Source organism: Agrobacterium genomosp. 13 str. CFBP 6927 (genome assembly GCA_900012615.1).
Taxonomy (GTDB): domain Bacteria; phylum Pseudomonadota; class Alphaproteobacteria; order Rhizobiales; family Rhizobiaceae; genus Agrobacterium.
In genome coordinates this window covers 2,069,518-2,084,290 of record LT009756.1, presented here as the reverse complement: position 1 = coordinate 2,084,290, position 14,773 = coordinate 2,069,518, and the positions used below count along the sequence as shown (strand labels likewise).

The 14,773-nt window shown below is 60.1% G+C and carries 12 protein-coding genes; 3 read left to right on the top strand and 9 right to left on the bottom strand.

From position 1 onward, the window contains the following. Nucleotides 1–10: 10 nt before the first annotated feature. From AGR13A_RS10435 to AGR13A_RS10425, 3 genes are all read right to left on the bottom strand, one after another. Nucleotides 11–1,675, bottom strand: coding sequence for a thiamine pyrophosphate-binding protein (locus AGR13A_RS10435; protein ID WP_167377466.1), 1,665 nt, complete (start codon nt 1,673–1,675; stop codon nt 11–13). After that, nucleotides 1,672–2,874, bottom strand: a complete 1,203-nt coding sequence (locus AGR13A_RS10430; RefSeq protein ID WP_080835228.1) for a CaiB/BaiF CoA transferase family protein — start codon at nt 2,872–2,874, stop codon at nt 1,672–1,674. The genes AGR13A_RS10435 and AGR13A_RS10430 overlap by 4 nt, the downstream gene beginning before the upstream one ends. A gap of 100 nt (nt 2,875–2,974) precedes the next feature. Continuing rightward, a complete protein-coding gene (locus AGR13A_RS10425) occupies nt 2,975–3,940 on the bottom strand; it encodes an alpha/beta fold hydrolase (RefSeq protein WP_167377465.1) in 966 nt (321 codons plus the stop codon). Nucleotides 3,941–4,067: 127 nt separating this feature from the next. On the opposite strand from AGR13A_RS10425, the gene ettA reads away from it, so the two are divergent. The 3 genes from ettA to metF all read left to right on the top strand — a co-directional run bounded on the left by ettA (nt 4,068) and on the right by metF (nt 7,785). After that, nucleotides 4,068–5,717: an energy-dependent translational throttle protein EttA gene (ettA, locus tag AGR13A_RS10420; RefSeq protein WP_035220398.1), complete on the top strand. Its 1,650-nt coding sequence runs from the start codon at nt 4,068–4,070 to the stop codon at nt 5,715–5,717. A 159-nt stretch (nt 5,718–5,876) separates the two neighbouring features. Beyond that, the gene (locus AGR13A_RS10415; protein ID WP_035220401.1) at nt 5,877–6,890 is read left to right on the top strand and encodes an ArsR/SmtB family transcription factor; all 1,014 of its coding nucleotides are present in this window, start codon (nt 5,877–5,879) and stop codon (nt 6,888–6,890) included. A gap of 1 nt (nt 6,891) precedes the next feature. Next, nucleotides 6,892–7,785 carry a methylenetetrahydrofolate reductase [NAD(P)H] gene (gene metF / locus AGR13A_RS10410; RefSeq protein WP_167377464.1) on the top strand — a complete coding sequence of 298 codons (894 nt, stop codon included), beginning with the start codon at nt 6,892–6,894 and terminating at the stop codon, nt 7,783–7,785. Between the two features lie 464 nt (nt 7,786–8,249). On the opposite strand, the gene AGR13A_RS10405 is transcribed toward metF, so the two are convergent. From AGR13A_RS10405 to AGR13A_RS10380, 6 genes are all read right to left on the bottom strand, one after another. After that, the gene (locus tag AGR13A_RS10405; RefSeq protein WP_080835225.1) at nt 8,250–9,476 is read right to left on the bottom strand and encodes a lytic murein transglycosylase; all 1,227 of its coding nucleotides are present in this window, start codon (nt 9,474–9,476) and stop codon (nt 8,250–8,252) included. Between the two features lie 123 nt (nt 9,477–9,599). Further along, complete coding sequence (locus tag AGR13A_RS10400; RefSeq protein ID WP_080836751.1) at nt 9,600–10,379, bottom strand: glycoside hydrolase family 25 protein; 780 nt, start codon at nt 10,377–10,379, stop codon at nt 9,600–9,602. A 252-nt stretch (nt 10,380–10,631) separates the two neighbouring features. Next, on the bottom strand, nt 10,632–11,348 hold the full coding sequence (locus tag AGR13A_RS10395; protein WP_035220410.1) for a class I SAM-dependent methyltransferase: 717 nt from the start codon (nt 11,346–11,348) through the stop codon (nt 10,632–10,634). Continuing rightward, nucleotides 11,345–12,595: a DUF3419 family protein gene (locus AGR13A_RS10390; protein ID WP_080835220.1), complete on the bottom strand. Its 1,251-nt coding sequence runs from the start codon at nt 12,593–12,595 to the stop codon at nt 11,345–11,347. The genes AGR13A_RS10395 and AGR13A_RS10390 overlap by 4 nt, the downstream gene beginning before the upstream one ends. Nucleotides 12,596–12,876: 281 nt before the next feature. Continuing rightward, on the bottom strand, nt 12,877–13,965 hold the full coding sequence (locus AGR13A_RS10385; protein ID WP_035220416.1) for a lytic transglycosylase domain-containing protein: 1,089 nt from the start codon (nt 13,963–13,965) through the stop codon (nt 12,877–12,879). 136 nt (nt 13,966–14,101) lie between these two features. Further along, nucleotides 14,102–14,737, bottom strand: a complete 636-nt coding sequence (locus AGR13A_RS10380; protein WP_080835215.1) for a LysE family translocator — start codon at nt 14,735–14,737, stop codon at nt 14,102–14,104. Nucleotides 14,738–14,773: the final 36 nt, after the last annotated feature.

Sequence of the window (14,773 nt, the reverse complement as noted above, 5' to 3'; positions counted from 1 at the left end):
ATGCGTAATATCAGCTTCCGGTCCTGATCTGCGTCAGGGTACGTGTCGGCGTGATGGCTTCGGCATCCAGCTTCACCTCGATGATGGCCGGCTTGCCGCTGGCCCGTGCCCGTTCGAAGGCGGCGGCGAAGTCTTGCGTTCTTTCCACCGTTTCGCCGTGGCCGCCATAGGCTTTGGCAAAGGCGTTGAAATCCGGATTGACGAGATCGGTGCCGCTGACACGGCCGGGATATTCCCGCTCCTGATGCATGCGGATCGTGCCGTAGGTGCCGTTATTGACCAGCACGGTGATGATCGGCAGACCGTAACGCACGGCGGTGATGAATTCCTGCCCATGCATCATGAAACAGCCGTCGCCGGCAAAGCAGATCACCTCGCGCTCGGGGAACAGATGCTTGGCGGCGACCGCCGCCGGCAGGCCGTAACCCATCGAGCCTGATGTCGGGGCCGATTGCGTGTTGAAGCGACGGAAGCGGTGGAAGCGGTGGACCCAGGTGGCATAGTTGCCCGCGCCATTGGTGAAGATCGCATCCTCGGGCACATTGGCCTCGATCCAGTCCATGATCGGACCCATCTGCACAGCGCCGGGGCCGGTCTTCGGCGGGGTGGACCAGGTGAGATAGGCCGCATGCATGGCGGCGGTGCGATCCGCCCATGCATTTGCGGAAAGCGTAAGCGAGGAGAGGGCGGCAACGAAGTCATCCGGTGCGGCGCATATCGCCAGATCCGGCCGATAGACGCGGCCAAGCTCTTCGGCTTCCGGATAGATATGGACGAGTTTCTGCGACGGGTAGGGGATGTCGAGCAGCGTATAGCCGGAAGACGGCATTTCGGAGAGGCGACCGCCGAGAAGCACCACGAGATCGGCCTCCTTGATCTCCTTCGCCAGCGCCGGATTGATGCCAATGCCGACATCGCCCGCATAGGAGGGGCTCAGGTGATCGAACAGCATCTGGCGGCGGAAGGAACAGCCGACGGGCAGCTTGTTTTTTTCCGCAAAAGCCTTGAAGCCCGCGACGCTTTCCTCGGACCAGCGCGTGCCGCCGATGATGAAGACCGGGCGCTTCGCCTCATCAAGCATTTTTGCGAAGGCGGCGATCTGTGACGGGCCGGGATGCGCTTCGACCGGAGTATAGGGCTTTGCCTTGGGCGCTTCGACCTCTTCCACCAGCATGTCTTCGGGCAGCGTCAGCACCACCGGGCCGGGGCGGCCGGAGGTTGCGACGGCAAAGGCGCGGGTGACGAATTCGGGAATGCGGCGGGCGTCGTCGATCTCACCCACCCATTTGGCGAATTCGGTGAAGGCGCGGCGATATTCCACTTCCTGAAACGCCTCGCGCTCACGGGCCTCGCGCTGCACCTGGCCGATGAAGAGGATCATCGGAATGGAATCCTGCCTTGCGATGTGCAACCCGGCCGAGGCGTTGGTTGCGCCCGGTCCGCGGGTCACCATGCAGATGCCGGGTTCGCCGGTCAGCCGACCCCAGGTGTCGGCCATCATGGCGGCGCCGCCTTCCTGGCGGCAAACCACGGTTTCGATGCCGCTTTCATAAAGCGCATCCAGCACGGCGAGATAGCTTTCGCCCGGAACGCAGGAAACGCGGGAGACGCCATTGGCCTTCAGCGCTTCGACGATCAATTGCCCGCCTGTTCTTTTCATTCCGGCTGCAGTCATGGCGTCGTGGTCCTTTCGATGTTTTCCAGTTCGGCCAGCACCTGCGCCTGATGTTCGCCGAGCTTGGGGCTCGGGCGTTCATAGCGCAGCGGCGTTTGCGACATGATAATGGGTGTGCGGACACCGGGGATGACGGTGCCGTCTTCCGCCTCCAGATCGACGCGAAGACCACGGGCTTTCACCTGCGGGTCGGCGAACATTTCCTCGATGGAATTGATCGGCCCGGCGGGGACGGCGTTCTTTTCGCAGGCGGTCAGAAGATCGCGCTTCTGCCATTTCAGCGTTTCGGTGGAAACGATCTGCCGGACTTCCGTTTTGTGGGCCACGCGAGCCTTGTTCGTCGCGTAACGTTCGTCATCGGCAATCGCGCCGATGCCGAGAATGGTGCAGAGGCGGCGGAACTGGCCGTCATTGCCGACCGCAAGGATCAGGAAACCATCGTCCGTCGGCACCACCTCATAGGGGGAAATATTCGGGTGGGCGTTGCCGAGCCGAACGGGCGGCTTGCCGGAAATCAGGTAATTCATGTTCTGGTTGGCGAGCACGGCCGATTGCACATCGAGAAGCGCCATGTCGATATGCTGGCCTTCGCCGGTGCGGATGGCGTGGATCAGCGCCGCCTGAATGGCTGACACGGAATAGATGCCGGTGAAAATATCGGCAACCGCCACGCCCGCCTTCATCGGCTGGCCATCCGCTTCGCCCGTGATAGACATGAAGCCGGACATGCCCTGCACGATATAATCATATCCGGCGAGATCGGCATAAGGCCCGGTCTGGCCGAAGCCGGTGATGGAGCAATAGATCAGTTTCGGATTGAGCACTCTCAGGCTCTCGTAGTCGAGGCCATATTTGGCAAGCCCGCCGTGCTTGAAGTTCTCGATGACGACATCGGCGGTGCGCACCAGCCGGCGCACCAGCTCGCAGCCCTCGGGCGTTTTCAGATCGGCGACGATGGAGCGTTTGCCGCGATTGGTGGCGTGGTAATAGGCGGCGGAGAGGTTTTCTCCATCATCGCTTTCGACGAAGGGCGGTCCCCATGCGCGGGTATCGTCGCCGCCCTCGGGGTTTTCGACCTTGATAACGTCAGCACCCATATCGGCCAGCATCTGCCCAGCCCAGGGACCGGCCAGAACACGCGCCAGCTCGATGACGCGAATGCCTGATAGCGGCGGTTTCCTGTTCGGCATGTCGGTCATCGGTCCCCCGGTATTTTGTGTCTGCCGGTTTATAGACCGCTGCTTGCCCCGCCGCATGTGATTTTATCTCATGGACTTATTCCGTTTCGGCAAAGGCCCCTCAATCGCCGACGATGCGGCCGCACCAGGCGGCAAAATCCGCCGCGACGGGTTGCCAGCCGATTTCGTTGAGCGTCTCGTGCCGCATGCCCTTGTAGATCGTGTGCTCGACATGGCTGAAACCCGCCTCGCGGAAACGCTCCGCCAGCCAGACGATCTCTTTGCCGTCATTGGTCGCCGCGTCCTGGTCGCCGCTGACGAGCAGAAGCGGCAAGGCTTTTGGCAGGCGCTCGATGAGTTTTGGTGCGCGATAGGAGAGTTCGAAGACATCCTGCCACAGGGAAACGCTCGCCTCGAACTGGCAGAGCGGGTCTTCCACATAGGCGTCCACCGCCGCCCTGTCGTGGCTCAGCCAGTCCGCATGGGTGCGTTTTTCCGGCATTTTCGCATTCCATACGCGGAAGGTTGCCTTCGGCAGAATGGCGCTCGGCACATCCGAGCCTTTCAGCATCTTTTCGAGACGCAGCAGAACCTGCGCGACACGGCCCATGAGGCCGGGATTGAGATTGGAATTCCAGATGGAGAGGCCATCGAAGGCATCCGGGTGACTGACGGCGGTGTTAAGGGCCACAAGGCCGCCCATGGAATGGCCGAACAGGATTACCGGCAGGCCGGGATGTCTTTCGCCGACCATCCGCCGCATCGCCATGACATCGGCGACGACCTTGCTGGCCCCGTCTTTCCAGGCGAAGCGACCGAGAGGCGCGTCGGCAGCCTTCGTGCGGCCATGGCCACGGTGATCGTGCGCATAGACTTCAAAGCCCTGCTTCGACATGACGTCGGCAAGACGGCGATAACGCCCGGCATGGTCCACAAGCCCATGGCAGATCATCAGCACGCCGCGCGCCGGGGTAAGAGCGGAGGGCTGGTGGCGAAAGGCGATGGAAGCGCCGGAGGGGGGCTCCAGCCTTTCAATCCGGCCGAAGGCGAAGTCGTCCGTCGTGTCGTTCGTTATCGCGCCTGCCATAATGTCCCTTGTCATAATCATGGGGTCATAATCGTGCCAGAGGTTGCCCCAAGGTCCTATTTACCCTACATAGCGGCAAATTTCCCGATACGTACTCTTAAAAATCCGATGTGGAGCATTCGCTACAATGGCACGTCAATTCATCTATCACATGGCCGGGCTGAACAAGGCCTATGGCGCGAAGAAGGTTCTGGAGAACGTTCATCTCTCCTTCTACCCCGACGCCAAGATCGGTATCCTCGGCCCGAACGGCGCCGGTAAGTCGACTGTTCTGAAAATCATGGCCGGTCTCGACAAGGAATATACCGGTGAGGCCTGGCTGGCCGAAGGTGCTACGCTCGGTTATCTCGAGCAGGAGCCGAAGCTCGACGAAAACAAGACCGTGATGGAAAACGTCATGGAAGGCGTGGCGAGCAAGACGGCCATCGTCGACCGCTACAACGAATTGATGATGAACTATTCCGACGAAACGGCGGATGAGGGCGCGAAGCTTCAGGACATCATCGACAGCCAGAATCTCTGGGACCTCGAAAACCAGGTCGAGATGGCCATGGACGCGCTGCGTTGCCCGCCCGGTGACTCGGCCGTAACCGGTCTCTCGGGTGGTGAACGCCGTCGTGTGGCGCTCTGCCGTCTGCTGCTGTCGCAGCCGGACCTGCTGCTGCTCGACGAACCGACCAACCACCTTGACGCGGAAACCATCGCCTGGCTTGAAAAGCACCTGCGCGATTACCCCGGCGCCGTGATGATGATCACCCACGACCGCTACTTCCTCGACAACGTCACGGGCTGGATTCTCGAGCTCGACCGTGGCCGCGGCATTCCTTACGAAGGCAACTACTCCGCTTACCTGCAGGCGAAAGCCAAGCGCATGCAGCAGGAAGCCCGTGAAGACGCCTCGCGCCAGAAGGCCATCAGCCGCGAAAGCGAGTGGATCGCCTCCAGCCCGAAGGCACGCCAGACGAAATCCAAGGCGCGTATCAAGGCCTATGACGAGCTGGTGGAAGCAGCGGAAAACCGTCGTCCCGGCGATGCGCAGATCGTTATTCCGGTTGCCGAGCGTCTCGGCCGCGTGGTCATCGAGGCCGAGAACCTCACCAAGTCCTATGGCGATCGCGTACTGATCGAAAACCTATCCTTCAAGCTGCCGCCCGGCGGCATTGTCGGCGTCATCGGTCCGAACGGTGCGGGTAAGTCCACGCTGTTCAAGATGATCACTGGTCAGGAAAAGCCCGATAGCGGTTCGGTCACGGTTGGTGAGACGGTACAGTTGGGTTATGTCGACCAGAGCCGCGATACGCTGGCGGGTGACAAGACCGTCTGGGAGGAAATCTCCGGCGGTAACGACATCATCAAGCTCGGCAAGTTCGAAGTGAACTCGCGCGCCTATTGCGGCGCCTTCAACTTCAAGGGCGGCGATCAGCAGCAGAAGGTCGGCAATCTCTCGGGTGGTCAGCGTAACCGCGTACACCTCGCCAAGATGCTGAAGGCCGGCGGCAACGTTCTGCTGCTCGACGAACCGACCAACGATCTTGATACGGAAACGCTGGCAGCGCTCGAAGAAGCGCTGGAAGCCTTCGCCGGTTGCGCCGTTATCATCAGCCACGACCGCATGTTCCTCGACCGCCTGGCCACCCACATCCTCGCTTTCGAGGGTGACAGCCATGTGGAATGGTTCGAAGGCAACTTTGAAGACTACGAAAAGGACAAGGTTCGCCGCCTCGGCCCGGAAAGCATCAAGCCCGGCCGGGTGAGCTACAAGCGCCTGACGCGCTGATCCCTTTCCAGATCTCTCAGAAAGGCCCGCCGCAAAGCGGGCCTTTTTCCGTGTAATAAGTAGACATGATCGTGTCCAACGACACTTTACGCTTGCATCGAACGCCACATCGACATAAAGATATCTTTATATCTTGATTAGCTTGCGAGGCGCGGCAGAGTGGCGTTCGGTCTGGACAAATTGGTGGATCTTCTGAAGGCGGCGGGTGAGCCCACGCGCTTTCGCTTGCTGGCGCTTTTGGCGGCCGGCGATCTGACTGTCACCGATCTTACCGAAATTCTCGGCCAGTCGCAGCCGCGTATCTCCCGTCATCTCAAGCTTTTGACGGAAGAGGGGCTGATCGAGCGTTATCAGGAAGGCGCCTGGGCCTATTTCCGTTTGCGGCAGGATGGCGAGCCCGCCATTGTTGTCCGGCAGCTTCTTGGCGCCGCGTCGCCCTCCGATGCCGTTCTCCAGCGCGACAGCGAGCGGCTTGCAACCGTCAAGCGGGTGCGGGCGGAGCGGGCGCAGGATTATTTCAGCCGCAACGCTTCCGCCTGGGACGAGCTTCGCCGCCTGCATGTCAGCGATGAGGCCGTGGAAGGTGCACTCCTGAAGCTGGTGGGCACGACGCCCATCGATTCGCTTCTCGATCTCGGCACCGGCACCGGGCGCATCCTGCAGCTTCTGAGCGGCATCTATCGCCGGGCGATCGGCGTTGATGCCAGCCGCGACATGCTTTCGGTGGCGCGCGCCAATCTCGACAAGGCGGGCGTGGTCAATGCATCCGTGCGCCATGGCGATATTCTCAATCTGCCGCTGGAAGGCCAGGATTTCGATCTGATCGTTATCCATCAGGTTCTGCATTTCCTCGACCAGCCGGAGATTGCGCTTTCCGAAGCCGCGCGCATGTTGCGTCCGGGCGGGCGGCTGATCGTCATCGATCTGGCGCCGCATTCCTTCGAATATCTGCGTGACGAGCATGCGCATGTGCGGCTGGGCTTTTCGCATCCGCTGATGGAAGAGTGGCTGAAGAAGGCCGGGCTTTCTCTGGAGCGCGCTGTCGATCTTCATTCTGAAAAAGCGTCCGACGAAGCACTGGATGTTACGATTTGGGTTGCCCGTGACCAGCGGCTGCTGATGGCAGACGATGTGGTGCAAGAGGCCGTTTTACTTGCTGCCGGGAGGGCATGATATGTTGAGGTCGGAAACCGCGCGCCAAAATGGCGATATCCGGTTATCTTTCGAATTTTTTCCGCCCAAGAATCCCGAGATGGAAACCCACCTCTGGGAAACGGTCGCCGAGCTTAAAAAATGGAATCCGGATTTCGTGTCCGTCACCTATGGCGCCGGTGGTTCTACCAAGGCGCCGACGCTGGATGCGGTGCGGCGGATGATCGGTGACAGCCATCTGTCGACTGCTGCGCATCTGACCTGCGTGGATGCCAGCCGTGACGACGTGCATCAGGTCATTGAAGAGTTTCGCAATGCCGGCGTTCGCCATTTCGTGGCGCTGCGTGGCGACCCCTCCACCGGCATCGGCACGGCCTACAAGCCGCATCCGGAAGGTTACGAGAACGCTGCGGCTCTGGTGAAGGGCCTGCGCGAGATCGGCGATTTTGAAATTTCCGTATCGGCCTATCCGGAGAAGCATCCGGAAAGTGCAAGCGAGGCTGTTGATATCGACATGCTGAAGCGCAAGGCGGACAATGGCGCGACCCGGGCGCTGACACAGTTCTTCTTCGATAATGACGTGTTCGAACGCTATATGGAGCGGGTGACGGCTGCGGGCATCACCATTCCGGTGGTTCCGGGCATCATGCCGATCCAGAACCTCACCCAGCTCAAGCGTTTCGCCGGCCGCTGTGGTACGAGCGTTCCCGGTTTCCTGGATGAGCGTTTCGAAGGCTATGACGACGACCTTGAAGGGCGCGCCCGTGTGGCGGCCGAGGTCGCTGCCGAGCAGATCGCCGATCTTCAGCGGCGCGGTGTCAACGAATTCCATCTCTACACCATGAACCGTGCGCCGCTGGTCGATGCGGTGCTTGAAAATCTCGGTCTGGAGCGTCTGCGCCGCAGCGCAGCCTGACTTCACACAGCAGATTACCGACATGAAAAAAGCGCAGGTCCCGTGGGGCCTGCGCTTTTTAAATTCGTGTCATCTACGGTTCTTAATTGCGTTTGGTCTTCACGTCTCGTCAGATGAAAAGCATCATCGCTACGAACAAAAACGCCAAACCGACTGCCAAGGCATTGAGAGATTTTGTAAGTCCCATGGGTGCCTCCTGTTGTTGACAGGTTCGATAATATGACCGTTTTGTGGCAGTTGAAAAGCGGTTTCTGTGATGCGGTGCAGCACGGTTTGCGGCGGAGTAAAAAAGTAATTTCTGCAAGTTATTGAAAATAAATATTTATTTTCCAATCACGCAGTGCTTCATATCTTTAAAAAAAGTAAATGACCGGGGTGTTATCCCCAGTCATCCGGTCGAGATTAACGATTTCGCCCTGATTCCGGCCGATAGATTAAGGGCCGGTATGGGACGTTAAGACAGGTTAAAGCGCCTGCAGAAGGGCAGTCGACGGCCAGCCATCCGCGGGGATGCCGAGGCGCTGCTGTTCCTTCTGGATGGCGACGCGGGTACCGGAACCCAGGATGCCATCCACTTTGCCGACATTGTGGCCCCGCGCTTCGAGCTTGGTCTGAAGCTCCTTCATCGTCGCGTCATCGAAGCCGGGCTCTGGATTGCCCTTGTTGTAGACGGGGGAGCCCATCAAGCGGGTGGCAAAATAGGCGGCGGAGGTCGTGTAGATGAACGACTGGTTCCATTCCAGATAGATGTTGAAATTCGGATAGGTGATGAAGGTCGGTCCCTTGCGTCCCTGCGGCATGATGAGGGCTGCGGGCAGGGCGGCAAAATTCCTGTTGCCGTCGCGCGGGGTGACGCCCAGCGCGAACCAGTCACCGGCGGTGAGCGGACCGCCGAGGCCGGATTTTTCCCAGGGCAGATTTTCCGGCACGGAGACTTCCTGGATCCAGGGCTCACCCTTCTTGAAACCGAGATGCTGGATGAACTTTGCGGCCGTCAGGATCGCATCCGGCCCGCTGCTCTTGACGTTGATATGCCCATCGCCATCACCATCAACGCCGAAAGCGATGATGTCCTTGGGCAGCATCTGCACCTGACCGATTTCACCGGCCCATGCGCCGGTATTGGCGGCGGGGTCGAGGTCGCCATGCTGGACCATTTCGATCAGCGCCAGCAGCTGCGGACGGAAGAGTTCCGGACGGCGGCAATCATGCGACAGGGTCACCAGCGCGTTGCGGGTGTTGAAATCACCCTGAACGGCGCCGAAATCGGTTTCCATCGCCCAGAAGGCGGCGATGACGCCGGCCGGTACGCCGAATTCGTTTTCGGCACGGGCAAAGGTCGATGACAGCTCCTGAAGCTTCTTGCGGCCGATATCGAGACGGGCCTGGCTGACGGTGCGCTGGGAGAATTCCAGGAAGGTCTGGCGGAAGACGCCCTGGGCGCGGTCACGCGAAAGCACTTTCGGGTCGATCTGCGCGCCGGCAAGCGCCTTCTGAATGGCGTCGGCTGGAATGCCCTTGGCCGCGGCATCTGCTTTCACGCCCTCGAGAAATGCGCCGAGATCACCGCCGCAGGCCACCTGCTTGGGATCCTCAGGCGAGGCAACGGGTGGCGTGGCGAAAGCCGAGCTGGAAGACAGAAGGGAGAGAGCGGCGGCAAAAAGGATGCTGCGCGACCGGAACGTGGGCATGGGAATTTCCTCAATAGGTTGTTGGCCCGCTTTACCCATATGTTTGCGACAAAAAAACGGACCGAGCGATCTGACGTTGCAGAACAACGCCGATTTTTCGAATGTGTTGCTTCTTGGCCGTGTTTATTTGGCGGAAGCGATCCATTTGCGCCAATTTTTCTCCGAGCCGGCAAAAACATTGATGTCTGTGGGGCCGTTGACGCCCGGCACGACACCGGTGGCCGTATATTGCCAGAAGGCCCATTGCCGGTCTTCGTAGATTTTTGCCGGATGGGCCGCGACGGAGCGCACCCAGAAATGGTAATTTTTGAACTGGCCGACGAGATTGTCGCGGTGGAAGTCAACCGAAGTATAGATGATCGGGCGCTTGCCGTAATGCGCTTCAAGGCGGTCGAGGAAACGCTGCATCTCAGCGCGAACGATACCAGGTGCCGGGCGTGTCTTGCAGGTTGGAGAGGACGGGTTCCACTCCACGTCGAGAACCGGAGGCAGCGTGACGGCTTCCTTCGGCACGTTGCTGATGAACCAGTCGGCCTGCGCGTCCGCCGTCGAGCAGAAATAATAGAAATGATAGGGCGCGTGCAGGATGTCCGCCGCTGCGGCGCTGCGCCAATGGTCACCGAATTTGGGATCGATACGGTCGGACCCTTCCGTCGCCTTGATGAAGACGAAGGAGACCCCGGATTTGCGCACGGTGCGCCAATCGACATCGCCATTCCATTTGGAGACGTCGATGCCGTGCACCTCATGGCGGTGCGGGTTGTTCATGCCGAAATCCTGCGGGTCGGTATCGGCGAATTTCGGCTTGGAAACGGACGCGGTTTCAAGCAGGTCGTAGCTCGTGGACGTGCAGCCGCCGATCAACAGCAAAGCCGACAGTAGTGCCGATAAACGCAGCCGCATTGGAACCCTGATGAAAGTGTTGTTGCCCATCCCGCAACCGCAAAATGGCGCGGCGCATCTCCCGATTTACCCATAACATGGTAAACAAACTGATATGGCAAGGGGCAATGGCCCTTTTCGGCTCTGCAAGCTGCTGGTTTTGAAGCGATTTAGGCTTCTCTGGCTGCAAAGACAGCAAGGCGCTCGACATGCGGAGCTGCGTTGGCAGCGCCACGCCTGCTCTAACGGAGGCGCGGAAATTTCTGAGGAGAATCAGGCGTCGGCGAGGATGCGGCTGATTTTCGGCTGTGTTTCTGCGACCGGGAGCGTGATGACGGCCCGCCAGGCATAACCCCGGGCGATCTCTTCGAATTCGAGATCGCCATCAAAGCGGCCGGCCATATTGGCGAGGACATAGCGAAGATTGGCGCGGGGCGTGACGTGAAAACGGGTGAGCCATGCCTGCAACAGCGAGCGGAACCACTTCGGCAATTGTTCCTGCTGGCCGAAATCGACGATGTGCAGGGAACCGCCGGGCTTGAGCGCGGTAAGCGCCTGTTCAATCGCCTTTTCCCAATCCGGTATCATCGACAGCGCATAGGGGATCATGACGCGGTCGAAACCATCGGGCTCGCCGAATTCGGCGGCGCGGAAGGCGGTGGCGTCGGCCACGCGCAGAATGGGGCGCTCCGCCTTGCCGGCAAAATTCTCGGATGCGGTCAGCAGCATTTCCGAGGAAATATCGAGGCCGAACAGTCTCGCCTGCGGAAACTTTCGGCTGGCCAGAAGCAGGTTACGGCCGGTGCCGCAGCCGACTTCGAGCAATGTGCCGCCTTTCGGCACGTCCAGGCTCGAAATGGTTCGGTCACGGCCCAGAAGATAATATTTGCGGGTAATGTCGTAGATATGCCGCTGGTGGCGGTACATGCGGTCCATCAGGCCCGCATGGGCTTCATCTGCAAGGCTCACATTCTCGCCGACGGTTTTCATGCCATGGCCCTCTGATAGATATGGAAGCCGCCATAGATGGCCGAACGGTCCATGACGTTCAGCTCCTGGGAGCGCTCCTCGAGATAGACCCACTGGTTGCGGATATCCGCAGAAAGCCGGCCTTCGATGACACTCTTTTCGGCGGCTGTGCGGAAGATGACGCGCGCACCGGGAGCGGCGGTACGGCTGATCTGCGACCACAATTCATTGAGCTGCACATCCGTCATCCAGTCCTGCGCGTCGAGGAGGATATAGCGATCGACAGCGCTTGCCGGCTTCTTGGAAAGAAGCTCGGTATAGGTGGCGTGATGGACAGCGACGCGGGCGGTGTTGTTGCGGATCGTCTCGTAATATTCCGGCTTGAGATAAGCGGGCAGGGCGCCTTCATGCGGCTCCGGATAACGGCGTGCAAAGGCCTGCCAGGCGAAATAATTGTCGCTGAGCGGGAAGTTGCAGGCGAGCTTTTCCAGCCGCTCCTTGAGCACGGAGGCAACCGTGCCATCATTCGAAAGGCTTGCCAGTTCGTCATATTGCCGGGGCGGAATGCCGAGACCGAAAAGCGAGCTTTTGCGCTTCGTCAGCCAGCGCACCACCGGCTTGTCGAACAGGGGAGCAACCTTGCTGTCGAAAAACTGGCGCTGTTCGGCAATCGAGCGGCTCTGGGCCATTTCCGTGAGCTTGACGCCGTGCAGGCGCGCCATCAGGTGGCCGGCGCCAATGAAACGGCCAAGCAGGCCGGTACGGTAGATATTCCTGTCGAAGACCGCGATGCGGCGACGGCCGGACAGCGTGCGCTTCGACCAGTAGCCCTTGGTGGTGTCGTCGAGATGCTCGGCGATGAAGCGGTCATAACCACGGCTGTTGCTGCGCGTATTGGCGCGGCCGAACTGGCGCACAACGTCCTGATGGGCGGGCAGGTGGCGGAAGGCAGCCAGCTTCAGCTTGTTGAGAGCGATGTGATGCGGGTTCAGATCCACCACATCTATGCTTGCCGGGTTGCGGGAGAGATAGGCCAGCATGTTGCAGCCACCCGAGCCGATGGTGACGATGCGGTGGCCTTCGCCAAGCTCCATCGCTTCCATGTCGATTTCCGGGTCTTCCCAGATCTGCGGATAAACGAGGCCGGAAAAGAGAACGCCGAAGAACCGTTCGGAGAGACCGCTTTTCGAGAGTGCCTTGTGCTGGAGCAGTGCGGACTTCAGTTTTGTGTTTTTGCTGAAGCCGGTCTTGGGTGCCGCACTCGTCATATGTTCCACCTCTCAGTCGATTGAGAGGCGTCTACAGCCGTGACGCTACAGTTTGATGACAGGGGCTGTGGGTGCCGATCTATTTGATGAAGTCACCCCACTCCGTCACCCCGGACTAGATTTGGGGGGCAGCGGGATCAAGCCCTTGATCACAGGACAATCCTTTCACGGCGCAGACGCGCCGTGGCTGGATGCCGGATCAAGTCCGGCATGACGGTGGAGAGCTTTGCACCTGCATCGAAAGTTCAGGTGTTTTCTGAACCAGCGGGGTTCTTAGGCAGTCACTTGCGCAGAACGTGCAGCATGCCCTTGCGCTTGGCGTCGTAATAATAACCGCGTGCATAAAGCCGAACCGCATTGTCGCGGTTGCTGTCGGCCACCAGCCATGCGCCGCGAAGATATTTGACGGCATATTTGAGGTTTGTTTCGGCATCGAACAGGCCGGAAGCGGGGCCATCAAAACCCATGGAGCGGGCCGTGGCGTGCTTGATCTGCATCAGGCCGAAGTGGCCGCCATTATAAGCGCCGGGATTGTACATGCTTTCACGCTGGACCACGCGGTGCACCAGATCTTCCGGCACATTATACATCACCGCATATTTCGAAATCAGGCCGCTCAGCTTTTCGCGTCCGGCCGGTGCCGACTTGAGAGGCGCCGTCACCGTTTCATTCTGCCGGATGGCGGCAAGGGCGGCGTTGGTGGGGCCGGCGGCATAAGCGAGAACCGTGCTGTCAGGTTTCGGCAGCGGAATGACCTTGCGTTCAGCCGTCAGCTCGGTGCCGATCGACGGTGTACCGGGTGGCGGCGGTGCGGGTGGGAAGCTGCCCTTGACGGCGACGACCTGGGGCAGATCGGCGGCGGCGTTGTGGGCCGGCGTTTGCGCTGCGGCTCCGGCTGTCTCGATGGCGGCGGCTGCCGGTGTCGTGGCATGCGGTGCGAGAGCAGCAGCCGTGGTCGGCGCGGATGTCGTCACCGTCGCCTGCGCCATCTCTGCCGGTTGCTGTTGCGGCTGCATCTGGGCGGCGATTGCCGCCGCCGCGGCGATTTCAGAAGCCGGCGGCAGTGCCACGCGGCCGCCCTTGACGGCGACGGCGGTGGGAAGCGTAGCGGCTTGTGGAGCGGTTGCGGTGTCTGCCGTCTGTGTTGTCGGTACGGCGGGCGTCACGCCTGCTGCCGCGTCGGCCGTTACCGGCTGAGTCGATGCCTGTGCAGGAGTGGCAGTGGGGTTTACTGCCGCGATTTTTGGGCCATCCGGCCCTTCCTTGGCGGTATATTCGACACTTGTGCATCCAGCCAATGCCAGTGCGAGGCCCACGGTGGAAGACAGAAGAACTGCACTTCTTCCGCGGAATTTGCCCGAATTTCGCATGTTGCCGCCTTCGTTATGCCTGTCTCTCGATACCCCCGCGTCAAGCGAAGCAGGCAGTGTCCCGTCGAGCCTTCATTAACCTATTGTAAGGATAGCGGCAAGCCGGGACGTGGCACCCCGGTTTCCAGGCGGTTTTTCAGGCCGCGATTCGCCTGTATCCGGCGCTGACGGCGCGGCCGGAAATGAAGTGGGTGCGGTATTTCGGCCGGATTTTTTTATTGCCGGACATACGGCGCACCAGTGCCAGCGTGGAGCCGAAAAACAGCGCCTGCATCGCCAGAACGACAATGGCCATCACGAGGATTACGGCCTGCGCGGTGGCGAATGTTTCGATGGCATTGCCGGAGGTCGAAACAAACTGGGGTAAGAGCGCCAGAAACAATGCGAAATAGCGCGGGCGCAACGCGGCAATGGCGTAACAGTCACGGAAAACACCGCTCCATGATTTGCCTGGCAGGTTGTCGTTATCGGCATTGGCGGCCTGTGCGGCCGGCGTGGCAAAGGTCCATAACAGGAACAGCATCAGCCAGCCGATACCGGCCCATTGAACGATGTCGAGAAAGGATTGCGGTAAATAAGCCAGCCCGGCCACGGGAATGGCCGAAATCGTCATGGCCGTGACGATACCGAGCGCTCCGCCGCTGACGGAGGCGAGGATCGTTTTCCTGCCGCGGACGCAGGCATAGGAAGCGACAGAGAATACAAGGGGAGAGGGAAGTGCGAACACAACGGCACATGCTGCACAAAAAATCAGCCAGGCCTGTCCAGACATTCTCTTCCTCCTTGCCCTCCCTGTCACCGCATTAAT

Bases quoted from the DNA above. Each gene is read 5' to 3' on its own strand.
- AGR13A_RS10425 (WP_167377465.1), bottom strand. From the start codon at position 3,940: ATGGCAGGCGCGATAACGAACGACACGACGGACGACTTCGCCTTCGGC.
- AGR13A_RS10380 (WP_080835215.1), bottom strand. From the start codon at position 14,737: ATGTCTGGACAGGCCTGGCTGATTTTTTGTGCAGCATGTGCCGTTGTG.
- AGR13A_RS10385 (WP_035220416.1), bottom strand. From the start codon at position 13,965: ATGCGAAATTCGGGCAAATTCCGCGGAAGAAGTGCAGTTCTTCTGTCT.
- AGR13A_RS10390 (WP_080835220.1), bottom strand. From the start codon at position 12,595: ATGACGAGTGCGGCACCCAAGACCGGCTTCAGCAAAAACACAAAACTG.
- AGR13A_RS10435 (WP_167377466.1), bottom strand. From the start codon at position 1,675: ATGACTGCAGCCGGAATGAAAAGAACAGGCGGGCAATTGATCGTCGAA.
- metF (WP_167377464.1), top strand. From the start codon at position 6,892: ATGTTGAGGTCGGAAACCGCGCGCCAAAATGGCGATATCCGGTTATCT.
- AGR13A_RS10430 (WP_080835228.1), bottom strand. From the start codon at position 2,874: ATGACCGACATGCCGAACAGGAAACCGCCGCTATCAGGCATTCGCGTC.
- ettA (WP_035220398.1), top strand. From the start codon at position 4,068: ATGGCACGTCAATTCATCTATCACATGGCCGGGCTGAACAAGGCCTAT.
- AGR13A_RS10395 (WP_035220410.1), bottom strand. From the start codon at position 11,348: ATGAAAACCGTCGGCGAGAATGTGAGCCTTGCAGATGAAGCCCATGCG.
- AGR13A_RS10400 (WP_080836751.1), bottom strand. From the start codon at position 10,379: ATGCGGCTGCGTTTATCGGCACTACTGTCGGCTTTGCTGTTGATCGGC.
- AGR13A_RS10405 (WP_080835225.1), bottom strand. From the start codon at position 9,476: ATGCCCACGTTCCGGTCGCGCAGCATCCTTTTTGCCGCCGCTCTCTCC.